The 26,673-nt window shown below is 62.7% G+C and carries 29 protein-coding genes and 1 pseudogene; 16 read left to right on the top strand and 14 right to left on the bottom strand.

What is annotated here, in order from left to right:
• Positions 1-15: 15 nt before the first annotated feature.
• From aroK to H621_RS28740, 4 genes and pseudogenes are all read right to left on the bottom strand, one after another.
• Positions 16-534, bottom strand: coding sequence for a shikimate kinase AroK (gene aroK, locus H621_RS0113595; protein ID WP_028943928.1), 519 nt, complete (start codon positions 532-534; stop codon positions 16-18).
• A gap of 4 nt (positions 535-538) precedes the next feature.
• Positions 539-1,740: pseudogene (locus H621_RS27100) on the bottom strand (type IV pilus secretin PilQ); the annotation flags it as partial.
• Positions 1,741-1,854: 114 nt separating this feature from the next.
• Positions 1,855-2,784, bottom strand: a complete 930-nt coding sequence (locus tag H621_RS0113585; RefSeq protein WP_028943927.1) for a pilus assembly protein PilP — start codon at positions 2,782-2,784, stop codon at positions 1,855-1,857.
• A gap of 5 nt (positions 2,785-2,789) precedes the next feature.
• Positions 2,790-3,116 (bottom strand): PilN domain-containing protein, encoded by a 327-nt coding sequence (locus tag H621_RS28740; protein ID WP_167332116.1) that lies wholly within the window; start codon positions 3,114-3,116, stop codon positions 2,790-2,792.
• On the opposite strand from H621_RS28740, the gene H621_RS28735 reads away from it, so the two are divergent.
• Positions 3,084-3,257, top strand: a complete 174-nt coding sequence (locus H621_RS28735) for a hypothetical protein (protein ID WP_167332115.1) — start codon at positions 3,084-3,086, stop codon at positions 3,255-3,257. The genes H621_RS28740 and H621_RS28735 overlap by 33 nt on opposite strands.
• 47 nt (positions 3,258-3,304) lie before the next feature.
• On the opposite strand, the gene pilM is transcribed toward H621_RS28735, so the two are convergent.
• Entirely contained in the window at positions 3,305-4,243 is a 939-nt protein-coding gene (gene pilM / locus H621_RS27095) for a type IV pilus biogenesis protein PilM (RefSeq protein WP_051270531.1), read from the bottom strand.
• A 177-nt stretch (positions 4,244-4,420) separates the two neighbouring features.
• Between pilM and H621_RS0113570 the strand changes: the two genes are divergently transcribed.
• Positions 4,421-6,868 carry a penicillin-binding protein 1A gene (locus H621_RS0113570; RefSeq protein WP_425337420.1) on the top strand — a complete coding sequence of 816 codons (2,448 nt, stop codon included), beginning with the start codon at positions 4,421-4,423 and terminating at the stop codon, positions 6,866-6,868.
• A 197-nt stretch (positions 6,869-7,065) separates the two neighbouring features.
• Here the strand turns inward: H621_RS0113570 and H621_RS0113565 are convergent, their stop codons facing one another.
• The 3 genes from H621_RS0113565 to rpmE all read right to left on the bottom strand — a co-directional run bounded on the left by H621_RS0113565 (position 7,066) and on the right by rpmE (position 9,552).
• Positions 7,066-8,334, bottom strand: coding sequence for a malic enzyme-like NAD(P)-binding protein (locus H621_RS0113565; RefSeq protein WP_028943924.1), 1,269 nt, complete (start codon positions 8,332-8,334; stop codon positions 7,066-7,068).
• Between the two features lie 178 nt (positions 8,335-8,512).
• The gene (locus H621_RS0113560) at positions 8,513-9,334 is read right to left on the bottom strand and encodes a thermonuclease family protein (RefSeq protein WP_028943923.1); all 822 of its coding nucleotides are present in this window, start codon (positions 9,332-9,334) and stop codon (positions 8,513-8,515) included.
• A gap of 2 nt (positions 9,335-9,336) precedes the next feature.
• Positions 9,337-9,552, bottom strand: coding sequence for a 50S ribosomal protein L31 (gene rpmE, locus H621_RS0113555; RefSeq protein WP_028943922.1), 216 nt, complete (start codon positions 9,550-9,552; stop codon positions 9,337-9,339).
• A 168-nt stretch (positions 9,553-9,720) separates the two neighbouring features.
• Here rpmE and H621_RS0113550 point away from each other — a divergent pair, with 168 nt between their 5' ends.
• The 3 genes from H621_RS0113550 (at position 9,721) to H621_RS0113540 (ending at position 14,509) form a co-directional block, all read left to right on the top strand.
• Positions 9,721-11,940, top strand: a complete 2,220-nt coding sequence (locus H621_RS0113550) for a primosomal protein N' (protein WP_028943921.1) — start codon at positions 9,721-9,723, stop codon at positions 11,938-11,940.
• Positions 11,941-12,081: 141 nt separating this feature from the next.
• Positions 12,082-13,818 (top strand): arginine--tRNA ligase, encoded by a 1,737-nt coding sequence (argS, locus tag H621_RS0113545; RefSeq protein WP_028943920.1) that lies wholly within the window; start codon positions 12,082-12,084, stop codon positions 13,816-13,818.
• 1 nt (position 13,819) lies between these two features.
• Complete coding sequence (locus H621_RS0113540; protein WP_028943919.1) at positions 13,820-14,509, top strand: SPOR domain-containing protein; 690 nt, start codon at positions 13,820-13,822, stop codon at positions 14,507-14,509.
• Positions 14,510-14,551: 42 nt separating this feature from the next.
• Here H621_RS0113540 and H621_RS0113535 read toward each other — a convergent pair whose 3' ends face one another.
• Positions 14,552-14,971: a TM2 domain-containing protein gene (locus H621_RS0113535; RefSeq protein WP_028943918.1), complete on the bottom strand. Its 420-nt coding sequence runs from the start codon at positions 14,969-14,971 to the stop codon at positions 14,552-14,554.
• A 247-nt stretch (positions 14,972-15,218) separates the two neighbouring features.
• On the opposite strand from H621_RS0113535, the gene H621_RS0113530 reads away from it, so the two are divergent.
• Positions 15,219-15,842: a C40 family peptidase gene (locus H621_RS0113530; RefSeq protein WP_028943917.1), complete on the top strand. Its 624-nt coding sequence runs from the start codon at positions 15,219-15,221 to the stop codon at positions 15,840-15,842.
• Here the strand turns inward: H621_RS0113530 and H621_RS0113525 are convergent.
• Positions 15,839-16,867, bottom strand: a complete 1,029-nt coding sequence (locus H621_RS0113525) for a type IV pilus twitching motility protein PilT (RefSeq protein WP_028943916.1) — start codon at positions 16,865-16,867, stop codon at positions 15,839-15,841. The two genes, H621_RS0113530 and H621_RS0113525, sit on opposite strands and share 4 nt — an antisense overlap.
• Before the next feature lie 66 nt (positions 16,868-16,933).
• Between H621_RS0113525 and H621_RS0113520 the strand changes: the two genes are divergently transcribed.
• The 9 genes from H621_RS0113520 to H621_RS0113480 all read left to right on the top strand — a co-directional run bounded on the left by H621_RS0113520 (position 16,934) and on the right by H621_RS0113480 (position 23,568).
• Complete coding sequence (locus H621_RS0113520; RefSeq protein ID WP_028943915.1) at positions 16,934-17,620, top strand: YggS family pyridoxal phosphate-dependent enzyme; 687 nt, start codon at positions 16,934-16,936, stop codon at positions 17,618-17,620.
• Positions 17,621-17,658: 38 nt separating this feature from the next.
• A complete protein-coding gene (gene proC / locus H621_RS0113515) occupies positions 17,659-18,477 on the top strand; it encodes a pyrroline-5-carboxylate reductase (RefSeq protein WP_028943914.1) in 819 nt (272 codons plus the stop codon).
• A gap of 10 nt (positions 18,478-18,487) precedes the next feature.
• Entirely contained in the window at positions 18,488-19,078 is a 591-nt protein-coding gene (locus H621_RS0113510) for a YggT family protein (protein ID WP_028943913.1), read from the top strand.
• Between the two features lie 128 nt (positions 19,079-19,206).
• Complete coding sequence (gene metX / locus H621_RS0113505) at positions 19,207-20,346, top strand: homoserine O-succinyltransferase MetX (RefSeq protein ID WP_028943912.1); 1,140 nt, start codon at positions 19,207-19,209, stop codon at positions 20,344-20,346.
• Positions 20,347-20,353: 7 nt separating this feature from the next.
• Positions 20,354-20,974: a methionine biosynthesis protein MetW gene (gene metW, locus H621_RS0113500; RefSeq protein ID WP_028943911.1), complete on the top strand. Its 621-nt coding sequence runs from the start codon at positions 20,354-20,356 to the stop codon at positions 20,972-20,974.
• Between the two features lie 22 nt (positions 20,975-20,996).
• On the top strand, positions 20,997-21,431 hold the full coding sequence (locus H621_RS0113495; protein WP_028943910.1) for a DUF4426 domain-containing protein: 435 nt from the start codon (positions 20,997-20,999) through the stop codon (positions 21,429-21,431).
• Positions 21,428-22,024, top strand: coding sequence for an RdgB/HAM1 family non-canonical purine NTP pyrophosphatase (gene rdgB, locus H621_RS0113490; RefSeq protein WP_028943909.1), 597 nt, complete (start codon positions 21,428-21,430; stop codon positions 22,022-22,024). Before H621_RS0113495 ends, rdgB begins: the two co-directional genes overlap by 4 nt.
• Positions 22,021-23,235, top strand: coding sequence for a radical SAM family heme chaperone HemW (hemW, locus tag H621_RS0113485; protein WP_028943908.1), 1,215 nt, complete (start codon positions 22,021-22,023; stop codon positions 23,233-23,235). The genes rdgB and hemW overlap by 4 nt, the downstream gene beginning before the upstream one ends.
• Positions 23,236-23,244: 9 nt before the next feature.
• Entirely contained in the window at positions 23,245-23,568 is a 324-nt protein-coding gene (locus H621_RS0113480) for a DUF3392 domain-containing protein (RefSeq protein ID WP_028943907.1), read from the top strand.
• Between the two features lie 53 nt (positions 23,569-23,621).
• Here the strand turns inward: H621_RS0113480 and trmB are convergent, their stop codons facing one another.
• From trmB to H621_RS0113460, 4 genes are all read right to left on the bottom strand, one after another.
• Positions 23,622-24,344: a tRNA (guanosine(46)-N7)-methyltransferase TrmB gene (trmB, locus tag H621_RS0113475; protein ID WP_028943906.1), complete on the bottom strand. Its 723-nt coding sequence runs from the start codon at positions 24,342-24,344 to the stop codon at positions 23,622-23,624.
• A gap of 9 nt (positions 24,345-24,353) precedes the next feature.
• The gene (locus H621_RS0113470; protein ID WP_028943905.1) at positions 24,354-25,148 is read right to left on the bottom strand and encodes a thiazole synthase; all 795 of its coding nucleotides are present in this window, start codon (positions 25,146-25,148) and stop codon (positions 24,354-24,356) included.
• A 48-nt stretch (positions 25,149-25,196) separates the two neighbouring features.
• A complete protein-coding gene (thiS, locus tag H621_RS0113465) occupies positions 25,197-25,397 on the bottom strand; it encodes a sulfur carrier protein ThiS (RefSeq protein WP_028943904.1) in 201 nt (66 codons plus the stop codon).
• A gap of 101 nt (positions 25,398-25,498) precedes the next feature.
• A complete protein-coding gene (locus tag H621_RS0113460; protein ID WP_028943903.1) occupies positions 25,499-25,870 on the bottom strand; it encodes a DUF423 domain-containing protein in 372 nt (123 codons plus the stop codon).
• A 33-nt stretch (positions 25,871-25,903) separates the two neighbouring features.
• Between H621_RS0113460 and mtgA the strand changes: the two genes are divergently transcribed.
• A complete protein-coding gene (gene mtgA / locus H621_RS0113455) occupies positions 25,904-26,662 on the top strand; it encodes a monofunctional biosynthetic peptidoglycan transglycosylase (RefSeq protein ID WP_167332114.1) in 759 nt (252 codons plus the stop codon).
• Positions 26,663-26,673 lie beyond the last annotated feature (11 nt).

The following is a 26,673-nucleotide window of genomic DNA, read 5'->3' as shown; positions in this document are numbered from 1 at the left end:
GAGGATAAGCCCGGCTTAACGGGGCGGCAACTTCTGCAAGCGCTCGAGAATGTCCTGCACCACCATTCGCGGTGGCCGTTCGTCGGTTTCGACGACCAGGTCGGCAATCTCGCGATACAGCGGGTCACGGACCTCCAGCAGCGCACGCAAGGTGGCTTCCGGATTGGCCGTGCGCAACAGCGGACGATTGCGGTCACGCGCGGTACGTCCGACCTGCTGCTCGACCGAGGCGTGCAGGTACACCACCCGCCCTCCGGCATGCAGGGCCTGGCGATTGGCATCGCGCATCACCGCGCCCCCGCCGGTGGCCAGGACCACACCATCGAACGCGCACAGTTCGGCGATCATCGCCTGCTCGCGATCACGAAAGCCCGGCTCGCCTTCCTTGTCGAAGATCCACGGGATATTGGCGCCTGTACGCAGTTCAATTTCCTTGTCGGAATCCTTGAACGGCAGGCGCAGCTCTTTGGCCAGCAGGCGGCCGATGGTGCTTTTACCAGCACCCATGGGCCCCACAAGTATCAAATTTCGCACAGAATCAACGACTCACAGCAATCGCCTGGTCACTCATGATACGCGGAGTCAGGAAGACCAGCAGCTCGGATTTTTTCTCTTGTATTGCATCGCGACGAAACAGCCGCCCAACATACGGCACATCGCCGAAAAATGGCACCTTGTCGACAACTTTACTTTGCACCGTGGAGTACACACCGCCGATCACGATGGTTTCGCCATCATTGATCCGGACCTTGGCGTTGACCTCGTTTTTCTTTATCGGCGGTACGCTGTTCAGGGCGTTGAGGTAGTCCGGCTCGTCCTTGGTAACCCGTACAGCCATGATCACCCGGTTGTCCGGGGTGATCTGCGGCGTCACCTCCAGAGACAACGAAGCCTCACGGAAGGTCACCGAGGTGGCGCCACTGCCACTGGTTTCCTGATAGGGCACCTCGGTGCCCTTGAGGATCCGCGCGGTTTCCTTGTCGGCGGTGACCACTTTGGGCTGGGAGATGATCTCGCCATTGCCGGACTTCTCCATGGCGCTGAGTTCAAGGTCGAGCAAGGCATTGTCACGCACCAGGCCCAGGCCGAGGACCGATGTCGCCCGTGATGCCCCCAGATCAACGAAGGTATCGCCCCCCCCCCCACGGTCAGGCCGCCACCCAACTGGAATTCACCTCCCCAGCGCACGCCGAGATTTTTCTCGTAATCGACATTGGCCTCAACAATTCGCGCCTCGATCATCACCTGGCGCACTGGCACATCCAGGCTAGCGATCAATTGACGCAACTGCTCCAGGCGCTCCGGTGTCTGGCGGACGATCAAGGTGTTGGTTCTCTCATCGACACTGATCATGCCCTGAGTGGGCTCGAAGGGATCATCGGCGGCAAGCGACTGGAATACGGACGCGATATCGGCGGCCTGGGCGTAATGCACAGGCAGGAGCGCCTGATGGGTGGGCTGCAGCGCCGCCACGTACTGGCGATCCTCCAGCGCCCGCCGGTCCTGGCCCGCCAGCTCACCCGCCGGCACCACCAACAGCACATTGCCTTCCATGCGTTTTTCCAGGCCCTTGCTACGCAGCACCAGATCCAGCGCCTGCTGCCATGGCACCTCATGCAGACGCAGGGTTACCTTGCCTTGCACCGCATCGCTGGCGACCAGGTTCACGCCGGAAAAATCGGCCAGCACCTGCAGCACCGTGCGCACCTCTACATCCTGGAAATTCAGTGACAGCGGCTCGCGCTCCAGCGCACTGCTAACTGGAACCCCGTACAGCACCTGGGCACCCAACAACACCCCCACTACCGCCATGTATCGTTTCATGCCCATCAGCGACCTCCCTGGCCTGCGATGCTACCCCGTACCGGTTGTGGCCTTGAGGGTCAGCGTGCGCCGCCGCTCCAGCCACCCCTTGCCCACCACGAATACCTCTTCGATGATCTCCACCTGGTGCTCTTCGATAGCGACGATCCGTCCCCTGTCCCGGCCCAGCCGGTCGCCCAGCTGCAGACGATGCACCGCACCGGCAGCACGCAGCAGGGCAAAGCGCGTGTGCTGACGCGCAAGACTGCCCACCAGCTCGAATTGCTCTATAGGCAGGGCTTCCAGGTGTTGCCGGTATTGTTGCAACGGCGGCCGCTCGAAGGGATTGCGCGTAAATTCCAGAAAGGGGCGCTCGGCAACCGGCTCGGCGCTCAGGGCCAAGGGCTCGATGCCTGGCCGCTCGCCTCGGTAGGCACTGGCGCGCAATTGCATGCGCAACTGCGCCGGGTGTTGCGCCTGGACCGGCGCAAGGGAGAAGTCCTGCAGCGCAATCAGGCGAGGCAACTGGGCCAGGCCTTGGGCAAAAGCCGCCAAGGCCGGGTAGCTGCCTTCTACCTGCAGCTGCATCGGCAGCTCCACATATTCGCCCTGAAGGATCTGCGGCAACAGTTCCAGATGCTCGATGAACACCCCGTGCTGCTGGCCCTGATAGGCGATGCCCTCCAGCAGGCTGGCGGAGTCACCCCCGGCCGCCAATCGCCAACGCGACGCCTCAAGTGCCCGGGAGGCCGCAGCACGCTGTGCATCGCTGACTGACAGCGCCTCGGCACGCTCGACCTTTGCGGTCTGCTCTGCGCGCAATTGCTGCGCATGCCCGGCCACTCTGTCGACTTCCACGAACAGTGCCTGAAGATGAACGACGTAGGCCACCCCCAACAACAGTGACAACCAGCCCGCCAGCAGCAGCACCGTCCTGATGCGCGAGCCACTTGCCCAGCGCTGCACGGCATGCCACCACACCGCGCTCAAGGCATCCCCCGCAGGGCTACGCCCAATTCGAATGCCTCGCCCTCAGCCACGGCTTTCATCTGCTGCCTGTCCACCTCGCCAAAAGCGTCGGCCAGGGTGCGAAGCAATTGCGCCACCAGCCCCCCTGAGTGCGCCACCCCACTGATGTTCAGGCGCTGCCCTTGCCGGGTCACTGTAGCGAGGTGAACCCCCTCAGGCACCGCACGTTCGATCTGCTCGAGAAGGTCGACAAGCGCAAACCGTCGGGCGTGTAGCGCCTCGAGTGCCAGGTGCTGCTGCCGGATCTGTTCATGCTCGACCTGATACTGCGCAAACGTTGCCAACCGGGCATCCTCCTGCTCGATGGCCTGGTGCGCGACGACACTGCCAAGCAACTGACGCTGCAGCGCCTGCCGCCCCTGAGTGTCCAGCAGCCACACAACCACGACGGCCAGCAACCCGACAGCGACCAACATGCCCTGTAGTCGCCGAACGGCCGCTTGATGTCGGCGCACCCGCCACGGCAGAAGATTCAATCCAGGCATGGGTCAGCCACTCGCATTGCCAGGCCACAGGCAACCGCAAGGCAGGGTGCCTGCGCGGCCAGCGCGTCCGACTTCAGGCCCGGCGCCAACACTGTCGCGCCAAAGGGGTCGGCATGCAGCACCTCGATACCTAGACGTTGCTGCAACTGCCCTGGCAAATTGGCCGCCAGCACCCCGCCACCCAGAAGCTGCAATTGATCAGGCAGTGCCCTCCCCGGGCTGGACAACAGGTAGGTATCCACTGCGGCGGCCAGCGCTTGCGCATCGACAGGTTGGCTGCCAAGAGGAATCTGGCGGCGTAGCCCTGCTGCCTCGCCCCCCACTTCATGGAAAACCACAGACTGATCCTCGACCTGAAGCCATAACGCCTCGCGCACCGAAGATACCGGCAAGGCACGGCGCAAGGCATGATGATCGGCCTCCACGACGCAAGCGCGCAGCCCGGCGCACTCCAGGCTGGCATGCAGCACCTCCAGCAACGCCAGATGACAGGCGGCAACCACAACCCGCTGGCACTGGGGGTTGTCGGGATCAGGGCCCATCTGCTGGAAGTCGAGCGCCGCATCTTCCAGGGCGAAGGGAATGAATGCACTGGCCTCCTCAGGCAGTTGCTCGACCAGGGCGTCGTCGTCCAACCCGATGGGCATTGCGAGCTGCTTCTCCACCACCAGGGCACCCGGCAGCGCGACGGCTACACGCCGTCCCGGCATGGCACTGCGGCTAACCGCCCTGAGCAGGGCCGTCCCCACAAGCTCGGGGTCAACGATCCAGCCGTTGTGCAGGGCCGCCGCCGGCAATGGTTCGATGGCCCAGGCGCCGACCTGGCAGCGCCCCTGACGACGGTGTGCATGCACCAGCCTGATGAATGGAGGGGTAATTTCCACCCCCAGCAGTGAACCGGCATCCCTGCCAAAGCGTCCAAGCATCGGTTTTTCCTTGATGAAGGCAGGTCAATGGGGTTTTCCCGATGAGACCTGACAGATTCCATGGCACCCGCGCCGATAACGCGGCCGTGCGAAAAATGCTTATAATGCCCAGCGTTTTTCCTTGTCCGCTGGCCCCGCGCGCAACCCATTCTTTTAACTGGACGCCCAAAAGCCTTGATACGCCTGCTGAAGTTTTTCTGGTGGTCTTTCGTCGCAGTCATTTGCGCTCTCGTGCTCGGCCTGAGCGGCGCGTTTCTGTATCTTAGCCCCAGCTTGCCCTCGGTAGAGGCCCTCAGAAGTATCCAGTTGCAGATCCCTTTGCGGGTCTACAGCAGCGACGGAAAGCTGATTGCAGAGTTCGGCGAAATGCGCCGCTCTCCCATCCGTTTCGCCGACATTCCCCCCCATTTCATCCAGGCTTTGCTCTCGGCCGAAGACGACAATTTCGCCAATCACTATGGGGTCGACCCCAGCAGCCTGATGCGTGCTGCAACACAATTGCTGAAGTCCGGGCACATCCAGACCGGCGGCAGCACCATCACCATGCAGGTGGCGAAGAACTTCTTTCTGAGCAGCGAACGCAGCTTCTCGCGCAAAACCAACGAAATTCTCCTGGCCCTGCAGATCGAACGCGAACTGACCAAGGACGAAATCCTCGAGCTGTACGTCAACAAGATCTACCTGGGTAACCGCGCCTACGGCATCGAGGCAGCGGCGCAGGTCTACTACGGCAAGTCGATCCGCGACATCAGCCTGGCGCAGATGGCCATGATCGCCGGCCTGCCCAAGGCACCATCGCGCTTCAACCCGCTGGCCAACCCGGTACGCGCCAAGGAACGCCGCGACTGGATCCTGGGACGCATGTACAAGCTGGGCAAGATCGACGAAGCCAGCTACCAGGCCGCCCTGGCCGAGCCGATCAACGCCAGCTACCACGTACCGACACCTGAAGTCAGCGCGCCGTACATTGCCGAAATGGCCCGTGCCGAGATGGTCGGCCGCTACGGCAGCGACGCCTATACCGAAGGCTTCCGCGTCACCACCACGGTGCCGAGCGACCTGCAGGAAATCGCCAACAAGGCTGTGCTCGACGGCTTGAGCGCTTATGACGAACGTCACGGCTACCGTGGCCCGGAAGCGCGATTCCCAGGCAAGACCCAAGCCGCCTGGCTGCAGGAGCTGAGCAAACAGCGTCCACTGGGCGGCCTGGAGCCCGTCATCGTTACCCACGTCGACAAGACCGGCCTGCAGGTGCTGACCCGTGCCGGCCAGCAGGAGAGCGTGGCCTGGGAAACCATGAAATGGGCCCGTCCGTTCCTCAACACCAACAGCCAGGGCCGCGCCCCACAACAGCCTTCGGATGTCGCCCAGGTCGGCGACCTGATCCGCGTCCAGCGCCTGGATGACGGCACCCTCAAGTTCAGCCAGGTGCCAGGCGCCCAAAGCGCCCTGGTCTCGCTGGACCCGAATACCGGCGCCATCCGTGCCCTGGTCGGCGGTTTCTCCTTCGAGCAGAGCAACTACAACCGTGCCATGCAGGCCAAGCGCCAGCCAGGTTCGAGCTTCAAGCCGTTCGTCTATGCCGCAGCGCTGGACAACGGCTACACCGCTGCCAGCCTGGTCAACGACGCCCCGATCGTGTTCGTCGACGAGTACCTCGACAAGGTCTGGCGCCCCAAGAACGACACCAACACCTTCCTGGGCCCGATTCGCATGCGTGAAGCGCTGTACAAGTCGCGCAACCTGGTGTCGATCCGCCTGCTGCAGGCCATGGGCGTAGGCTCGACCATCGACTACATCAGCAAGTTCGGCTTCAACAAGCAGGACCTGCCGCCGAACCTGTCCCTTGCGCTGGGCACCGCCACGCTGACGCCAATGGAAATCGCCACCGGCTGGAGCACCTTTGCCAACGGCGGCTACAAAATCACCCCATACCTGATCGAACGCATCGAGAGCCGCAACGGCGAAACGCTGTTTACTGCCAATCCGCCACGGGTGCCGCAATCGGAGCCGGTCGAGGCAGGCCTGGCCGCACCGGAAGCGCCGATCAACGTTCAGTTCCCGGGCGAACCTGCGGCAACCACCGGCAGCGACCCCGTCATCGCACAACCTCCGGCGGTGGCCGAGCGCATCATCGACGGCCGCACCAGCTACATCCTGACCAGCATGCTCCAGGACGTTATCAAGCGCGGTACAGGGCGCCGTGCCCTGGCCCTTGGCCGCACCGACCTGGCGGGCAAGACAGGCACCACCAACGAGTCCAAGGACGCCTGGTTCTCCGGCTACAACGCCGACCTGGTGACCACCGTGTGGAGCGGCTTCGACCAGCCGGAAACCCTGGGGCGCCGCGAATACGGCGGCACCGTGGCGCTGCCGATCTGGATGAACTTCATGGGCGCGGCACTCAAAGACAAGCCCAACCATGCTCCGGCCGAGCCGGAAGGCATTCTCAGCCTGCGAGTCGACCCGGTCAGTGGCCGCGCCGCCTCGCCGGGTACGCCCAACGCCTACTTCGAACTGTTCAAGGCCGAAGACACGCCACCGTCGGTGAACGAGCTGGGTAACGGTGCGGTGCCGGGCAGCCCATTGCCAGCGGATGAAGCAGCGCCGATCGACCTGTTCTGACAGAACCAGCCCCGCGAAGAGGCCGGCACACAGCGAGTCAGTTATCGCCTGGAATACGGCCGCTGGGCGGCCGATCGCAGGCTGCCGCCAGCGGCTACAAGGCCTAGCGCTCCTGGCACCGTACAAGACAACCAGCGACCAATAAAAAAGCCCCGACTCTCGCGAGCCGGGGCTTTTTATTACAACGCTACAACGACTCAGCCGTTGAACACGTCATCCACGCTCTTGAGCGGGTAGTTCTTCGGATACGGCAGGGTTGCAACGCCAGTCTCGATCGCAGCCTTGGCCACGGCGTCGGAGACGACGGTGATCAGGCGGGCATCCATTGGCTTCGGAATGATGTACTCACGACCGAATTCCAGCGCGTCCACGCCGTAGGCTGCACAGACTTCCTTCGGCACTGGCAGCTTGGCCAGGTCTTTCAGGGCGTTGGCTGCAGCAATCTTCATCTCTTCGTTGATGCGCTTGGCGCGAACGTCCAGGGCACCACGGAAGATGAATGGGAAGCCCAATACGTTGTTGACCTGGTTCGGGTAGTCGGAACGACCGGTGGCCATGATCACGTCGCTACGGGTAGCGTGAGCCAGTTCCGGGGAGATCTCCGGATCCGGGTTGGAGCAGGCGAAGACGATAGGGTTCGGCGCCATCGACTTCAGGCCTTCCGGGCTCAGCAGGTTCGGACCGGACAGGCCGACGAACACGTCAGCGCCTTCCAGGGCATCAGCCAGGGTGCGCTTGTCGGTAGCGTGGGCGAAGACCGCCTTGTACTGGTTCAGGTCGTCACGGCCAGCGTGGATCACGCCAGTACGGTCAACCATGAAGATGTTCTCGATCTGCGCACCCATGCTTACTAGCAGCTTCATGCAGGAGATGGCGGCAGCGCCGGCGCCCAGGCAGACGATCTTGGCGTCGGCCAAGGTCTTGCCCGCGATTTCCAGGGCGTTGATCATGCCGGCAGCGGTCACGATCGCGGTGCCATGCTGGTCATCGTGGAATACCGGGATGTCGCACTGTTCGATCAGGGCGCGCTCGATCTCGAAGCACTCAGGTGCCTTGATATCTTCCAGGTTGATGCCACCGAAAGTGATGGAGATACGCTTGACGGTGTCGATGAAGGCTTGCGGGCTCTCGGAGTCGACTTCGATGTCGAACACGTCAATACCGGCGAAACGCTTGAACAGAACACCCTTGCCTTCCATTACTGGCTTGGAGGCCAGTGGGCCGAGGTTACCCAGGCCGAGAATGGCGGTGCCGTCGGAAATGACTGCTACCAGATTGCCCTTGCCGGTGTACTTGTAGGCCAGCTCCGGATCGCGACCAATTTCACGTACCGGCTCGGCCACGCCTGGGCTGTAGGCCAGCGCCAGGTCGCGAGCAGTCGCGGTAGGTTTGGTGAGCTCGACGCTCAGTTTCCCCGGACGAGGCTGAGCATGATATTCGAGAGCGGCAGTTTTCAAATCTGACATGGTGGGCATTCCGCTATTTACTGTTCTGACGGACCGCCGAGGATACGCAAAGAGCAATGGGCCGACAAGACTGCCCGGTCACTTGTGTCAAGGCCTTTAACCTACGACTTTCCGCCAAGACCCGCAGCCCGCAAGGGTTTCAATGTGTACAATCGTACAAAAAAATGTCCACAATTTTTTATCTTTCGACCCGTTCCAGCATCGCTGGATCGGTCAGTGGCAGCAACCAGCGCTTTTGCCCGGCTTTCAGGCCACCTTTGCGGGAACGATCCAGCACCCAACCACGTACTTCGACGCTGCTGCCTTTCAAGCCATCGAAGAAGGAAGGCGGAAAATTACGCTGCAGCCGGGCAGGCACCTGCACCACCAGCGCACTGTCGATTTCAACCCAGATGCCGCCACGATTGCGCTCGATATCTTTGACTTCGCCGCCGATCAGCGCAAAACCTGAGTTTTGCAGCTGTACTGCCGGTATCACCGGGGTTTGTCGCCACAGCCCGACCTTCAGCTGACGAGCGGCGCGTTCGGCCTGCTGCTGACAGCCCGTGAGGCTGACGTTCGGCGCCACCGCCACGTGGTAACCAAGCCCTTCACTGAGCAGTTGTGCTTCGAAATTGTCGCCAGAGCGCCCATAGATATGGGCCAGGGTGCGGCCGTACTTGTCTCTGGACTCGACCCCAGGCACCAGCCCGACTTCACCCCCGCTGGCCTTGACCAGGGCCTGCAAGCGCTGACGGGCGGCTTCGGCGAAGGGCTCACTGGCTCGACCCTTGCGGCCGATTTCCGGTGCATTGATACCAATCAGGCGCACACTGCGCCCATCTACCAGACGCACGGTGTCGCCATCGACCACCTGGCGCACGCTCACGCGCTGGGGATCGACCGGGGTCGGGCAGAAGGCTTGCGCCGGCAACTGCCAAATGACGCCCATAAAAAAGGCGCCCACAAGGGACGCCTTTTTCAGCAGCATTGCAAAGCCCATGGGGCCCGCGACGCGCAATCTTACTTCTTGCTGCCGAACGCCGCGAAGCGGTCTTCGAAGCGCTTGACGCGGCCGCCGGTGTCCAGAGTCTTCTGCTTACCGGTGTAGAACGGGTGGCACTCGTTGCATACGTCGGTACCCAGCGGGGCGCACAGGGTCGAACGAGTTTCAAACTTGTTACCGCAGCTGCAGGTGACTGCGACTACTTCATAATTCGGGTGAATTTCTGGCTTCATGGTCACTTCCTCGACTGCGTGCCGCCACCCAACACCATTGTTGAATACCGCACGTAATTAGGCGGCGAATAATACCAGAGCATGCTCTCAACGCAAGTTGTCGCTTGCACCGGCTGTCGTCTGCTAGGCTCGCCGGACCTTGGAAAACCCCTTCAGAGAACTCTTCGCGTGTCCGACGTCATTCTGCGCCTCGCCCTGCCCTCGCCCTTGCGGCGACTGTTCGACTACAGGGCCCCGACGAGCATGGCACGCCAGGCACTGACCCCGGGCATGCGCATACGCGTGCCGTTCGGGCGCCGGGAAATGATCGGCATCCTGATCGAGGTTGCCGACAAGAGCGAGGTCCCGGCCGACAAACTCAAACCGGCGATCGCCCTGCTCGACCCGGTTTCGCCGCTACCTGCCTCCCTGTTCAAACTCTGCCTGTGGACGGCCCAGTACTACCAACACAGCCTCGGTGACACCTTGAGCTGGGCCCTGCCGGTGCTGCTGCGCCAGGGCGAGCCGGCCGAGGCGCGCCAGGAGCGCTTCTGGCAGACTGCCCCCGGAGCGCGCCTCGACGACCCGCGCATCGCCCGCGCGCCACGCCAGCGCGAGGCATTGGCGACCCTGGCACAACACCCCCACGGCGTCGCCCATACCTTGCTGAGCAAACTGATGTTGAGCAAGGACAGCCTCGACCTGCTGCTGGCCAAGGAACTGGTTCAGGTCGACGTACGCCGGCACCTGCCCCAGGAACGTCACGAACATTGGCTGGCCCAACCGGAATTGCCTCTGAACGAGGAGCAGCGCGCCGCTTTCAATGCCGTGCGCTCGGGCTTTGACAGCTTCCATGCGTTCCTGCTGGCCGGGGTCACCGGCAGCGGCAAGACCGAGGTCTACCTGCAACTGATCCGTGAGACCCTGGAGGCCGGCAAGCAGGCGCTGATCCTGATCCCGGAGATCAACCTCGGCCCCCAGACCCTGGCGCGCTTTGAACAGCGTTTCAATGCACGCATCGCCCTGCTGCATTCGGCTGTCAACGATCGCGAACGCCTGGACGCCTGGCTTGCAGCCCGCGACGGCGAAGCCGATATCATCATCGGCACCCGCTCGGCACTGTTCACGCCAATGAAGCACCCGGGGCTGATCATCATCGACGAGGAGCACGACGGCTCCTACAAACAGCAGGAAGGCCTGCGCTACCACGCCCGCGACCTGGCCCTGGTGCGCGCCCGCCAGGAAAACATTCCGATCCTGCTCGGGTCGGCGACGCCTTCACTGGAAAGCCTGCACAACGCCTATACCGGCCGCTATGGCCTGCTGCGCCTCAACCACCGCGCCGGTGGTGCCAAGCAGCCGCGCTTCCTGCGCCTGGACGTCAAGAGCAGGCCCCTGGACAGCGGCATCAGCGGGCCCATGCAACAGGCCATCGGCCAGACCCTCACCGCAGGCCAGCAAGTGCTGGTGTTCCTCAACCGACGCGGTTTCGCCCCGACCTTGCTGTGCCACGACTGCGGCTGGATGTCCGAATGCCCACGCTGCGATGCACGCATGACCGTCCATCAGCGCTCCAACGAGCTGCGCTGCCACCATTGCGGTTACGACGAGCGCGTGCCGCGCCAGTGCCCGCAGTGCAACAAGGTCGACCTGCGGCCGGTGGGTGCGGGCACCGAGCGCGCCGAAGAGCGCCTGAGCATTCTGTTTCCGGACTACCCCGTATTACGCGTGGATCGCGACAGCACCTCGCGCAAGGACGCCATGAACCAGCTGTTCGCCACCATCCAGCGCGGCCAGCCGTGCATCCTGGTCGGCACTCAGATGCTCGCCAAAGGGCACCACTTCCCGCGGGTGACCCTGGTGTCGATCCTGGATGCGGACGGCGGCCTGTTCTCTGGCGATTTCCGCGCCAGTGAGCGCATGGCCCAGATGATCGTCCAGGTGGCCGGCCGCGCCGGACGCGCCGAAGAGCCGGGCAAGGTGATCATCCAGACCCACCTGGCCGACCATCCACTGCTGGTGCAACTGACCGAACAGGGTTATTTCGCCTTCGCCGAACAGGCCCTGAGCGAGCGCCGTGCCGCCGGCCTGCCGCCCTTTGCCCACCTGGCCCTGCTGCGCGCCGAAGCGCACAAGCCCGGGCAGGCCGAAGGTTTTCTCGACGAAGCCTGCAGCGCTGCCGAACAGTTGCTGGCCGAGCACAACCTGCATGGCATCGAGCTGCTCGGGCCGGTGCCAGCGCCGATGGAACGACGCGCAGGACGTTTTCGTGCACAACTATTGCTCCAGGCCAATGCCCGGGCGCCTTTGCATCGACTGATCAGTGCCTGGTTGCTACTGTTGGAACAGATGCCGTCCGGGCGACAGGTGCGCTGGTCGTTGGATGTGGACCCTGTAGACCTCTATTGATCTGCGGGAGCGGGCTCGGCCCGCGGTCCCGACACCGCAAATCCCCCAAAGGTTGGCAACCCCGCCCCGGCAACGGATAATGTTCAGTTTTTCCACCTGCGCATCGAAGCGCCGCCGCGCTTGCGGTCGAAAGAGAAGCCCATGAAAGACACCATTCGCCAGCTGATCCAGCAAGCCCTCACCCAACTCGTCACCGACGGTGTGCTGCCTGAAGGGCTGACGCCGGCGATCCAGGTAGAAAACGCCCGGGACAAGACCCACGGCGATTTCGCCAGCAACGTCGCGATGATGCTGGCCAAGCCTGCAGGCATGAAACCTCGTGACCTGGCCGAAAAAATCATCAACGCCCTGCCTGCCGACCCGCAGGTCAGCAAGGTCGAGATCGCCGGCCCAGGTTTCTTGAACTTCTTCCAGAACACCCAGGCCCTGGCTGCCCGCCTCGACGCCGCCCTGGCCGATGCCAAGCTGGGTGTACACAAGGCCGGCCCGCAGCAGAAGGTCGTGGTCGATCTCTCGGCGCCGAACCTGGCCAAAGAGATGCACGTCGGCCACCTGCGCTCGACCATCATCGGTGATGCCGTCTCGCGCGTACTGGAGTTTCTCGGCGACACCGTGATCCGCCAGAACCACGTGGGCGACTGGGGTACCCAGTTCGGCATGCTGATGGCCTACCTTCAGGAAAACCCGATCACCAGCGACGAGCTGTCGGACCTTGAAAACTTCTACCGCGCCGCGAAGAAACGCTTCGACGAGTCCGAAGAATTCGCCGACCGCGCCCGTGGCCTGGTGGTCAAGCTGCAAGCCGGTGACGAGGAATGCCTGAAGCTGTGGACCCGCTTCAAGGACATCTCCCTGTCCCACTGCCAGAAGACCTACGAGCTGCTCAACGTCAAGCTGACCATGGCCGACGTCATGGGCGAGAGTGCCTATAACGACGACCTGGCCAACGTGGTTGCCGACCTTAAGGCCAAAGGCATGCTGGTCGAAAGCAAGGGCGCCCAGTGCGTATTCCTCGACGACTTCAAGACCGCCGAGGGCGAACCCCTGCCTGTGATCGTGCAGAAGGCCGACGGTGGCTACCTGTACGCCACCACTGACCTCGCGGCCGTGCGCTACCGCAGCAACGTGCTCAAGGCTGACCGCGCCCTGTATTTCGTCGACCAGCGTCAGGCCCTGCACTTCAACCAGGTGTTCGAAGTGGCTCGCCTGGCAGGCTTCGTCGGCCACCCGATGCAGATGGAGCACATGGGCTTCGGCACCATGAACGGTGCCGATGGCCGTCCGTTCAAGACCCGTGACGGCGGCACCGTCAAGCTGATCGACCTGCTCACCGAAGCCAAGGAGCGTGCCTATGCCCTGGTCAAGGAGAAGAACCCCGAGCTCGCCGAAGACGAACTGCGTGCCATCGCCGAGGTAGTGGGCATTGGCGCGGTCAAGTACGCCGACCTGTCCAAGCACCGTACCAGCGACTACAGCTTCAACTTCGAACTGATGCTCAACTTCGAGGGCAACACTGCCCCGTACCTGCTGTACGCCTACACCCGGGTTGCCGGCGTATTCCGCAAATTGGGCAAGCGCTTCGACGAAGTCGACGGGCAGATCGTTCTGCAAGCAGCGCAAGAGCAGGACCTGGCCGCACGCCTGGCCCAGTTCGGTGAAATCCTGAACAACGTCGCTGAAAAAGGCACCCCGCACGTACTGTGCGCCTACCTCTACGACGTGGCCGGCCTGTTCTCCAGCTTCTACGAGAACTGCCCGATCCTGGCCGCCGAAACCCCGGAACAAATGCAGAGTCGCCTGCGCCTGGCTGCCCTGACCGGTCGTACTCTCAAGCAAGGTCTGGAACTGCTTGGCCTGGAAACCCTGGAGCGCATGTAAGTTGGCTGCCAAGAAAAAACCCGCACCCAAGCGCGGCGCCAGTCGCTACCAGCCACCTGCCAAGCAACCCATCCCGGGCTGGCTGTGGCTGGCGATCGGCCTTTCGGTCGGTGCCTTCGTGGTTTTCCTGATGAAGCTTGAGCCTGGCAACGAGGAGGTCAAACGTACCAAGCCCGAGCAGCACAAAGCCGAGAAGGTCGCTGAAGCCAACAAGACCGCACCCAGCCCGCAACAGCCGGTCAAGCCCAAGTACGACTTCTATACCTTGCTGCCCGAGTCTGAAGTGATCGTGCCGCCTGAAGCCGTGCCGGAGAAAACTCCGCCGGTGCCAGCGCAGCCTCCGGTCACCCCGGCCGAGGCCGCGAAGATCGACACCGCCCGCGCCCAGGCCGCGCTGATGGGGCAGACACCACCGCCTGCACCGCCAGTGATCAAACCGGCGGCGACCACCCAGTTCTTCCTGCAGGCGGGCTCGTTCCGCAAGCAGGCCGATGCCGACAAGGTACGCGCGCAGATTATTCTGCTGGGCCAGGCGGTGAAGGTGGAGTCCGGTACGGTGAAGGATGAAACCTGGTACCGGGTATTGGTCGGCCCGTTCAGCAACCGTGAACAGTTGACCGTCGCCCAGAAGCAACTGGCCGGCAGCGGCTTCAGCAACCTGCTGTTGCAGCAGCGCCAGACTCGCCAGTAGAACAACTGGCGGCCTTGTCGACATCGACAAGGCCGCAGGTTTTCAACGCCGCTGAGCGTTGGCCAGCGACACCTGGGTGTTCAACGTCCAGAAGTCGTACAAGACCCCCACCAGGAACAACCCGCCCGTGAACAGGTAGAGGATCCCGGTGATCCATTTGCCCTGGTACATGCGGTGCACGCCAAATACACCCAGGAAAGTCAGCAGGATCCACGACAGGCTGTAGTCCAGCGGGCCAGGGTGAAAGCGCAGGTCGGCCTCGCGATCCATCGCCGGGATCAGGAACAGGTCGATCAGCCAGCCGATACCCAGCAGGCCCAAGGTGAAGAACCAGATCGTGCCTGTGACCGGCTTGCCGTAATAAAAGCGGTGAGCGCCGGTGAAGCCAAAAATCCACAGCAGATAACCAATCACCTTGCTGTGAGTGTCATGCAGCTGTCCGTCCTGTTGATAACTGTTCATTCATAGCCTCTGAGGGTTATCGGAAAATTTTCTAAGAAAAAATGTGACTTTTTTGTGGCGAGCCGACGTATGGCATTTGGCCCGCTTGCTGCGTGCAAAGGCTTGTCCCGCCTGGGCTGCGCCGCTTGATAACGTTTTTTTGCTGCAATGTGGCCGGTTTTCAAGGCCGTTGCAATCGACCAACGGATCAGAAATTGATCAAAAAGCTGTTATAAAGTTGCGCGCTTAACCAACAAGAGCCCTGCCTATGCGTCCTTTTTTCAAGACATGGCTGACCCTTTGCCTATTATTGCCACTGGCCGCCCACGCCACCAACCGTGAGCAACGTTTACCCAACGGCTTTTCCGGATACACCACCAATTCGTCGGCTGTGCGTTCCACCAAGAACGCCAGCCCCAAGGTCCAGAACCGCACGCGTGCAAGCAAGCCAAGCCTGCCGGTGGCGTCGATGTCGCCCCAGCAGAGCAGCGATGTGCTCAGTCGCGCCGTCAATGTACTGGGTACGCCCTACCGCTGGGGCGGCAGCAGCCCGAGCAAGGGCTTCGACTGCAGCGGCCTGGTCAAGTATGCCTTCCACGAAGTAGAGGAAGTCGACCTGCCACGCACCTCCAATGCCATGGCCCAGGGCCACGGTATCAAAGTCGATCGCAACGACCTCAAGCCTGGCGACCTGATCTTCTTCAATATCAAGAGCCGCCGGGTGAATCACGTTGCCATCTACCTGGGTAACGACCGCTTTATCCATGCCCCTCGCACGGGCAAGCGGGTAAGTATCGACACCTTGAGCAAACCCTACTGGCGCAGCCGCTACGTGGTAGCCAAGCGTGTCCTGCCAAAGAGCCAGCAATTGGCCCTGGCCGCCAACCACTAAAAATTGCCATGCGCCCGCTCCCGGGCGCTGTCCGGGCTGATCAGCCCACGCTGGAGCAGGCCCTGCAGGCAACTGTCCAGGGTCTGCATCCCCAATGCTCCCCCGGTTTGAATCGTCGAATACAGTTGTGCGACCTTGCCTTCGCGCACCAGGTTGCGCACCGCCGGTGTAGCCAGCAGTACCTCATAGGCCGCCACCCGGCCACCCCCCACCCGTTCCACCAGCACCTGTGACACCACCGCCTGCAGCGCTTCGGCCAGCATGGTGCGGACCAACTGCTTTTCTTCGGCGGCGAACACGTCCACCAGGCGATCGATGGTCTTTGCAGCCGACCCCGTGTGAACCGTCGCCAGTACCAGGTGCCCGGTCTCCGCGGCGGTCAGGGCCAGGCGGATGGTAGGCGGGTCACGCAACTCGCCCAGCATGATGACATCCGGATCCTGGCGCAGGGCGGCACGCAAGGCCTCGGCGAATCCATGACTATGCCTGCCGACCTCACGCTGACTGATCAGGCTGCGTTGCGGGCTGTGGATAAATTCGATGGGGTCTTCGAGGGTCAGAATGTGCAACGCTCGCTCCCGATTCAGGTGGTCGATCAAGGCCGCCAGGGTGGTGGACTTTCCTGACCCCGTTGGCCCACTGACCAGCACCAGCCCCGACGACAACTCGGCAATCTGGCGAAACACATCTCCCAGGCCCAACTCAGCCAGGCTGTTCACCTTGCTTGCCACCACCCGCACGACTGCACTCGGGCCTTGCAACTGATTGAACGCATTGACCCGAAAACGTCCAAGCCCTGGTACCGCGACCGCAAAATCGATATCCAGTTGTGTTTCAAAGTCCTTTTTCTGCGATTCGGACATTAATTGCCCAAGCAACGCCTGCAGCTGTTCGGCACTGAGCGCTGCCAGCTCAAGGCGACGAATGCGTCCGTCCAGACGGATCGCCGGCACTTCGGCCGCGGCCAGGTGCAGGTCCGAGGCGCCGGCCTTGGTGGCCAGGCCCAGCAGTTCAGTCGCATCCATGAGACTCCCCAAAGGCTGCCAAGCAGGTAGAATGCCGCAGACCCAAAGAGCCGCTGGCATCGATCAATGTCCACCATAGCAGACAACCTTTCCACGCTTGCCGCACGCATCCGTGCTGCCGCTCAGGCCGCCGGGCGCGAGCCTTCCGACATTCGCCTGCTGGCAGTGAGCAAGACCAAACCCGCCGCCGCCGTGCGTGAGGCCTATGCTGCCGGGGTGCGTGACGTGGGTGAAAACTACCTGCAGGAAGCCTTGAACAAACAGGCCGAATTGACCGACCTGCCCTTGACCTGGCACTTCATCGGCCCCATTCAGTCGAACAAGACGCGTGCAATCGCCGAGCATTTTGACTGGGTACATTCCGTGGACCGACTGAAAATCGCCCAACGCCTGTCCGAGCAACGCCCCGATGGCCTGGCGCCGCTGAACATCTGCCTGCAGGTAAATGTCAGTGGCGAGTCCAGCAAATCCGGCTGCACCCCGGACGAACTCCCAGCCCTGGCCCGCGCCATCGTTGCGCTGCCGCGCCTGCATTTGCGCGGGCTGATGGCGATTCCCGAACCCACCGACGATCGCACGGCACAAGAAGCCGCCTTCGCCCAGGTTCGTCAGTTGCAGGCCGAGCTGGACCTGGCCCTGGACACCCTTTCCATGGGCATGAGCCACGACCTGGAAGCGGCCATCGCCCAGGGCGCGACCTGGGTCCGTATCGGCACGGCGCTGTTCGGTGCCCGCGATTACGGCCAGCCCTGACCCATGCCTTTTTCAACCTTTCCCTTCAAGGACCTGACATGAGCAAGACTCGTATTGCCTTTATCGGCGCCGGCAACATGGCCGCCAGCCTGATCGGCGGCCTGCGCGCCCAGGGCCTGGACGCTTCGCAGATTCGCGCCAGCGACCCGGGTGCCGAGCAACGGGCCAAGATCCATGCCGAACACGGCATTGAAATGTTCGCCGACAACGCCCAGGCCATCGACGGTGCCGACGTTATCGTCCTGGCGGTCAAGCCACAGGCCATGAAAGCCGTGTGCGAGGCCCTCAAGCCAAGCCTCAAGCCTGAGCAACTGGTGGTGTCGATCGCTGCCGGCATCACCTGCGCGAGCATGAACAACTGGCTCGGCGCCCACCCCATCGTGCGCTGCATGCCCAATACCCCGGCACTGCTGCGCCAGGGCGTCAGCGGCCTGTACGCCACGCCCCAGGTCTCGGCCGCCCAGCGCCAGCAAGCAGAGCAATTGCTGTCGGCTGTGGGCATCGCCCTGTGGCTGGACACCGAGCAACAGCTGGACGCCGTCACCGCCGTCTCCGGTAGCGGCCCTGCGTACTTCTTCCTGCTGATCGAAGCGATGACCGCTGCGGGTGAAAGACTCGGCCTGCCACGTGAAACCGCTGCCAAGCTGACCCTGCAAACCGCTCTGGGCGCCGCCCACATGGCCGTCAGCAGCGATGTAGACGCCGCCGAACTGCGTCGCCGCGTGACCTCGCCAGCCGGCACCACCGAAGCGGCGATCAGGTCGTTCCAGGCCGATGGATTCGAAGCGCTGGTGGAGAAGGCGCTGGGCGCTGCGGCGCACCGCTCGGCCGAGATGGCCGAACAACTGGGCAACTAAGGAGCCGAACATGATCGGATTGAACACCGCTGCCATCTATATCCTGCAAACCCTGGGCAGCCTCTACCTGCTGATCATCATGCTGCGCTTCATCCTGCAGCTGGTACGCGCCGACTTCTACAACCCGCTCAGCCAGTTCGCCGTACGCGCTACCCAACCACTGCTCAAGCCCATGCGCCGGATCATCCCCAGCCTGTTCGGCCTGGACATGTCCTCGCTGCTGTTGGCGATCATCGTGCAGATGCTGATCATGGGCCTGACGCTGCTGCTGGCCTACGGCACCACCGGCAACCCGCTGCAGTTGCTGATCTGGTCGATCATCGGCGTAACCGCGCTGTTCCTGAAGATTTTCTTCTTCGCCCTGATCATCAGCGTGATCCTGTCCTGGGTCGCACCAGGAAGCCACAACCCGGGCGCCGAGCTGATCAACCAGATCTGCGATCCATTCCTGGCCCCGTTCCGCCGCATTCTGCCGAACCTGGGCGGCCTGGATATTTCGCCGATCCTGGCGTTCATGGCGCTCAAGCTGATCGACATGCTGGTGATCAACAACCTGGCGGCCATGACCGGTATGCCGGAGGTACTGCGCCTACTGGTTTGATGTTCATCCTTCGCGGGCAAGCCCGCTCCTACAGGGTTTGTAGGTGCGGGCTTGCCCCGCGATGCTTTCCTTGCCGCACTCATCTGCGGTCTTTAGACTTACGCCTCATTTAAGCGTGAGCAGGGTCGATGTCCACTGTCTTTCCCGAAGATTCGGTCGGTCTGGTAACACCGCAACTGGCGCAGTTCAACGAGCCCCTGGCGCTGGCCTGTGGCCGCTCGCTGGCCTCCTATGAACTGATCTACGAAACCTACGGTACGCTCAACAGCTCGGCCAGCAACGCCGTGCTGATCTGCCATGCACTATCGGGCCACCACCATGCGGCGGGCTACCACAGCCCCAACGACCGCAAGCCCGGTTGGTGGGACAGCTGCATCGGCCCGGGCAAGCCGATCGACACCAATCGCTTCTTCGTCGTCAGCCTGAACAATCTCGGCGGCTGCAATGGCAGCACCGGCCCCAGCAGCGTCAACCCGGTCACCGGCAAGCCCTATGGCGCCGATTTCCCGGTGCTGACGGTCGAAGACTGGGTACACAGCCAGGCCCGCCTGGCCGATCGCCTGGGGATCCAGCAGTGGGCCGCCGTGGTCGGCGGCAGCCTGGGTGGCATGCAGGCGCTGCAGTGGACCATCACCTACCCCGATCGCGTGCGCCACTGCCTGGACATCGCCTCGGCACCCAAGCTCTCGGCACAGAACATCGCCTTCAACGAGGTGGCCCGCCAAGCCATCCTCACCGACCCGGAATTTCATGGCGGCTCGTTCCAGGACCGCGGCGTGATCCCCAAGCGCGGCCTGATGCTGGCGCGCATGGTCGGGCACATCACCTATCTGTCCGATGACTCCATGGGCGAGAAATTCGGCCGTGAGCTCAAGAGCGACAAGCTCAACTACGACTTCCACAGCGTCGAATTCCAGGTCGAAAGCTACCTGCGCTACCAGGGCGAGGAGTTCTCCGGGCGTTTCGACGCCAACACCTACCTGCTGATGACCAAGGCCCTGGACTACTTCGACCCGGCCGCCGCCCACGGTGGCGACCTGGCCGCAACCCTGGCCAACGTCACGGCGGACTATTGCGTGATGTCGTTCACCACCGACTGGCGTTTTTCGCCGGCACGCTCGCGGGAGATCGTCGACGCCCTGATCGCCGCGCGCAAGAACGTCTGCTACCTGGATATCGACTCGCCCTATGGCCACGATGCCTTCCTGATCCCGACCCCGCGCTACATCACGGGTTTCACGAACTACATGAACCGCATCGTCTGCTGAGGACCCTATGAGAGCCGACCTGGAAATCATCCAAGACTGGATCCCCGCCGGTAGCCGGGTACTCGACCTCGGTTGCGGTACCGGCGAGCTGCTGGCATCGCTGCGCGACAACAAGCAAGTCGCGGGCTATGGCCTGGAGATCGACCCCGACAATATCGCCCAGTGCGTGGCCAAGGGCGTCAACGTCATCGAGCAGGACCTGGACAAGGGGCTGGGCAATTTCGCCAGCAACAGCTTCGACGTAGTGGTCATGACCCAGGCCCTGCAGGCCGTGGAGTACCCTGACCGGATCCTCGACGAAATGCTGCGCGTGGGCCGCCAGTGCATCATTACCTTCCCCAACTTCGGCCACTGGCGGTGCCGCTGGTACCTGGCGACCAAGGGTCGCATGCCGGTTTCCGACTTCATGCCGTATACCTGGTACAACACGCCGAACATCCACTTCTGCACCTTTGAAGACTTCGAGGCACTGTGCAGCGAGCGTCGCGCCCAGGTCCTCGACCGCCTGGCAGTCGACCACTTGCACCGCCACGGGTGGGCGAGCAGGCTATGGCCTAATCTTCTAGGGGAGATCGGCATTTACCGTGTCAGCAGCCCCGGCCTTCTGGAACACAAGGTCGCGGTCTGACCATCAGCTGAGGAGAACGAACATGCGCCGCTTGTTGAGCTTTTTACTGGTTGCCTGCCTGAGTGCGTCGGCAGTCGCTGCCGATGCCATCAAGGGTGAACGCAAGGAAGTCTTCGGGGATACGACGGTGCACTACAGCACCTTCATCTCCACCTTCCTGCAACCGGACACCGCCAAGGCCGCCGAACTGATCCGCAGCAAGAACCAGGGCGTGATCAACGTCTCGGTGATCAAGGCCGGCAAACCCGTGGTCACCCAGGTCAATGGCACAGTCAAGGACCTGACCAGCGCTTCGGTCCCGCTGAAGTTCAAGCAGATCACCGAGCAAGGTGCGATCTATTACATCGCCCAGTTCCCTGTCGAACAACAGGAAACCCGTACCTTCACCATTAACGTTGGCATTGATGGCAAGACCGAGACCATCAGTTTCAACCAAGAGCTTTTCCCAGGCGAATGATGACTTTCCAGCAACTCGTATTGGCCAGCCACAACGCTGGCAAACTCAAGGAACTGCAGGCCATGCTCGGTGACACCGTGCAACTGCGCTCCATCGGTGAGTTCAGCAGCGTAGAGCCGGAAGAAACCGGCCTGTCGTTCGTCGAGAACGCCATCCTCAAGGCGCGCAACGCTGCGCGCATCTCCGGCCTGCCGGCGCTGGCCGACGATTCGGGCCTGGCGGTGGACTTCCTCGGCGGCGCACCCGGTATCTACTCGGCGCGCTACGCCGATGGCCAGGGCGACGCAGCCAACAACGCCAAGCTGCTCGAAGCCCTCAAGGAGGTGCCCGAGTCCGAGCGAGGCGCCCAGTTCGTCTGCGTCCTGGCCCTGGTGCGCCACGCCGACGACCCGCTGCCGATTCTCTGCGAAGGGCTGTGGCATGGCCGTATCCTGACCCAGGCCAGTGGCGAACACGGCTTCGGCTACGATCCCTTGTTCTGGGTACCGGAGCGCAACTGCTCCAGCGCCGAACTCAGCCCTGCCGACAAGAACCAGATCAGCCACCGTGCCCGCGCCATGAGCCTGCTGCGTCAACGTCTGGGCCTGGCATGACCGATCGTTCGCCGGCACAGCCACTGCACCTGGGCGAGGCTGGCTTCACTTCTCAAGCACCACGGGCGGCCTTGCCGCAGCTGCCGCCCCTGGCGCTGTATATCCATATCCCGTGGTGCGTGCGCAAATGCCCGTACTGCGACTTCAACTCCCACGCCGCGACGCCCGAACTACCTGAAGAGGCCTACGTCGATGCCTTGCTGGCCGACCTCGACCAGGAATTGGGCGCAGTGTATGGCCGGCCGATCAGCTCGATCTTCTTCGGTGGCGGTACACCCAGCCTGTTCAGCGCCCGTGCCCTGGGCCGCCTGCTGGCAGGCGTGGAACAGCGCATTCCCTTCGCCAGCGATATCGAAATCACCCTGGAGGCCAACCCCGGGACGTTCGAGCAGGAGAAGTTCAAGGCCTACCGGCAGCTGGGCATCAACAGGTTGTCGATCGGCATCCAGAGCTTCCAGCAGGCCAAGCTCGAAGCACTGGGGCGCATCCACAATGGTGACGAGGCCATTCGTGCTGCCGACATGGCGCGCAACGCCGGGTTCGACAACTTCAATCTGGACCTGATGCACGGCCTGCCCGATCAAACCCTGGACGACGCCCTGGGCGACCTGCGCCAGGCCATTGCCCTGGCCCCCACGCACCTGTCCTGGTACCAGCTGACCCTGGAACCGAACACGGTGTTCTGGAACCAACCACCATTGCTGCCCGAGGACGACATCCTCTGGGACATCCAGGAAGCCGGCCAGGCCCTGCTGGCCAGCCACGGCTACAGCCAGTACGAAGTGTCGGCCTACGCCCAGCCAGGCCGGGCGGCTCGGCACAACCTCAATTACTGGAGTTTCGGTGATTTCATCGGCATCGGTGCCGGCGCCCACGGCAAGCTCAGCCACCCCGACGGGCGCATCCTGCGCACCTGGAAAACCCGCCTGCCCAAGGACTATCTCAACCCGGCCAAGGCCTTCAAGGCTGGCGAGAAGCTGTTGCCGGTGGACGAACTGCCGTTCGAGTTCCTGATGAATGCCCTGCGCCTGACCCAGGGCGTGGACGCCGAGCTGTTCAGCCAGCGCACGGGCCTGGCGCTGGAGCAACTGACGGCCGCACGGCGCGAGGCCGAACAAAAAGGCTTATTGCAGGTCGAAACGACGCGACTGGTCGCTACCCCGCAAGGCCAGTTGTTCCTCAACGACCTGCTGCAGTATTTCTTGACCTAAGGATTGCGAATGGACCTGGTACTCGACCTGCTCTCGACCGTTTCCCGCTGGAGTCGCAGCAACTTGTCGGAGATCTCGCTGGCCCTTGTGGGCTGCCTGCTGGTGCTGTTTGGCACCGACATCAAAGGCTGGGTAGAACAGCGCCTGGGCGGCCTGGCAGGCGCCTTGCGTGTGCCGTTCATGGCGGTGCTGGTGATGATCGGCAGTGGCGCCGCGTTGATCTATGCCACGCCCTGGGTGGTGCGCGGCCTGGCGCAGTTCAACAACTATGCGTTGGCGCCGGTGCTGCTGATTGTGCTGGTGTTGATTGGCGTTGTAGCCGATCGGCGCTGAATGCACCGCGGGGCAAGTCGAGACGTCTCGATTTGCCCCGCGATCAACATCCTTCAAGCCAGTTTTTCGAACTTCAAATCCCACACCCCATGCCCAAGTCGCTCGCCACGGCGCTCGAACTTGGTGATCGGGCGCTCGGCCGGGCGCTCGACGCACTTACCGTCGGCGGCCAGGTTGCGATAACCCGGGGCGACATTCATCACCTCCAGCATGTATTCGGCATAGGGCTCCCAGTCGGTAGCCATATGGAATACACCGCCTACCTTCAGCTTGCTGCGCACCAGCTCAGCGAACTCCGGTTGTACGATACGACGCTTGTGGTGACGGCTCTTGTGCCACGGGTCGGGGAAGAACAGCATCAGGCGATCAAGGCTGTTGTCGGCTACGCACTTGTTCAGCACTTCGATGGCATCGCAGTCATACACCCGCAGGTTCTTCAGGCCCTGGGTCAGTACGCCGTTGAGCAGCGCCCCCACACCCGGACGGTGTACTTCGACACCGATGAAGTCTTGCTCAGGCGCGGCAGCAGCCATTTCCAGCAGGGAATGGCCCATGCCGAAACCGATCTCCAGGGTACGTGGCGCCGAACGGCCAAATACCTGGTCGTAGTCCACCGGGCTCTCGGCCAGCGGCAGGATGAACAACGGCCCACCCTGCTCCAGGCCACGTTGCTGGCCTTCGGTCATGCGCCCGGCGCGCATCACGAAACTCTTGATGCGGCGGTGTTGGCGCTCTTCGCCTTCAGGGGAGATCGGCGTTTCTTGCGATTCAGTCATCAGGGGCTCTTACTTGATCAGACCATCCAGCGGCGACGAGGCGCTGGCATAGAGTTTTTTCGGCATACGCCCGGCGAGGTAGGCCATACGGCCGGCAACGATGGCGTGTTTCATGGCTTCGGCCATCATGATCGGCTGTTGGGCATTGGCGATTGCCGAGTTCATCAGCACCGCCTCGCAGCCCATTTCCATGGCGATGGTGGCATCGGATGCAGTGCCAACACCGGCGTCGACCAGCACAGGCACTTTCGATTCTTCGAGGATGATCTGCAAGTTGTACGGGTTGCAGATACCCAGGCCAGTACCGATCAGGCCGGCCAGCGGCATCACGGCGATACAACCGGCTTCGGCCAGTTGACGGGCAATGATCGGGTCGTCGCTGGTGTAGACCATCACGTCGAAGCCGTCCTTGACCAGCACTTCGGCGGCCTTGAGGGTTTCGATCACGTTGGGGAACAGGGTTTTCTGGTCGGCCAGTACTTCCAGCTTGACCAGGTTGTGGCCGTCGAGCAGCTCACGGGCCAGGCGGCAGGTGCGTACAGCTTCGACCGCGTCGTAGCAACCGGCGGTGTTCGGCAGGATGGTGTAGCGGTCCGGCGGCAGCACATCGAGCAGATTCGGCTCGCCCGGGTTCTGGCCGATGTTGGTACGACGCACGGCCACGGTGACGATCTCGGCTCCCGAGGCCTCGATGGCCAGGCGGGTTTCTTCAAGGTCACGGTATTTGCCGGTGCCGACCAGCAGGCGCGACTGGAAGGTACGGCCGGCCAGAGTGAAGGGCTTGTCGCTGCGGAGGTTGCTCATCGGAAATCCTCTGAAAGGTTGAGGGACTTGCAAGGTAATCCTGGGGTCCTAGCCGCCGCCGATGGCATGCACGACTTCGACCTGGTCGCCATCACGCAACGCCGTGGCGGCGTGCTGGCTACGTGGCACGATATCCAGGTTGAGCTCTACCGCGACGCGGCGCCCGACAAGGTCCAGGCGGGTCAGCAGGGCCTCGACGCTTTCGCCATCGGGCAACTCGAAGGGTTCACCGTTCAATTGAATGCGCATGCGCACGGCCACCATTATTTTTAGGGGCCCGCATTCTAGCCCCGATCAGGTGCTGCGACCAAGGCCAAGCATCGCCATTCGTCTCGATTTGGACCGCTGGGTCAACCCAGGCGCCAGGCAGCCAGGCCCAGGCACAGCCAGCCACCGAGGAATGCCAGGCCGCCGATGGGTGTGACGATACCCAACTTGCCGATGCCGCTCAGGGTCAGCAAGTACAGGCTACCGGAGAACAGCACGATCCCCAGGGCGAACAGACCACCGGCCCACCCCACCAGGCGTCCCGGCAACTGGGTAGCCAGGACGGCAACCCCGAGCAGGGCCAGGGCATGGACCAGCTGATAGGTCACACCGGTGTGAAAAATGGCCAGGTATTCGCTGCTCAGGCGCCCCTTGAGGCCATGAGCAGCAAAGGCGCCCAGGGCCACGCCGGTGAATCCGAAAAACGCCGCAAGCAGCAGAAAGCTACGAAGCATGGGATGACTCCTAGTCAGCACAGGGTCTGTATAATGGCCCGCTCCATCGGTTCGGCCAAGCCATCACCTATGTTGTCTTCCCTTTTCCGTCGCCTTACCCGCGCCCTGCTCTGGTTTGCCGCTGGCAGTGTCCTGCTGGTACTGGTATTTCGCTGGGTCCCGCCACCCGGCACGGCGCTGATGGTCGAACGCAAGGTCGAGTCCTGGTTCAACGGCCAGCCGATCGACCTGCAACGGGACTGGGAGCCGTGGGAGAACATCTCCGATGAGCTCAAGCTGGCGGTGATCGCCGGCGAAGACCAGAAGTTCGCCTACCACTGGGGCTTTGACTTCAATGCCATCCAGGCGGCGCTGGCCCATAACGAACGCGGTGGCAGTATCCGCGGCGCCAGCACCCTGAGCCAGCAAGTGGCCAAGAACCAGTTCCTCTGGGCTGGCCGTAGCTGGCTGCGCAAGGGCCTGGAAGCCTGGTTCACCGCGTTGATCGAGCTGCTGTGGTCGAAAGAGCGGATTCTTGAGGTCTATCTCAACAGCGCTGAATGGGGTGAAGGCGTGTTTGGCGCGCAGGCCGCAGCGCGGCACCACTTTGGCGTCGATGCCCGTCAACTATCGCGCCAACAGGCCAGCCTGCTGGCTGCGGTGCTGCCCAGCCCGTTGAACTGGAGTGCCAGCCGGCCAAGCACTTATGTGGCGCGACGTGCCGGCTGGATTCGCCAGCAGATGCGCCAGCTGGGCGGTAGTGGTTATCTGGCGCAACTGGACAGCCCGCGCCGGGCGCCCTGGAGCCAATAAAAAACCCGGCA

Origin of the sequence: Pseudomonas vranovensis DSM 16006, from assembly GCF_000425805.1 — a bacterium.
GTDB lineage: Bacteria > Pseudomonadota > Gammaproteobacteria > Pseudomonadales > Pseudomonadaceae > Aquipseudomonas > Aquipseudomonas vranovensis.
Note: the sequence above shows the minus strand (reverse complement) of the source record. Positions and strands in the feature narration are given on the sequence as shown.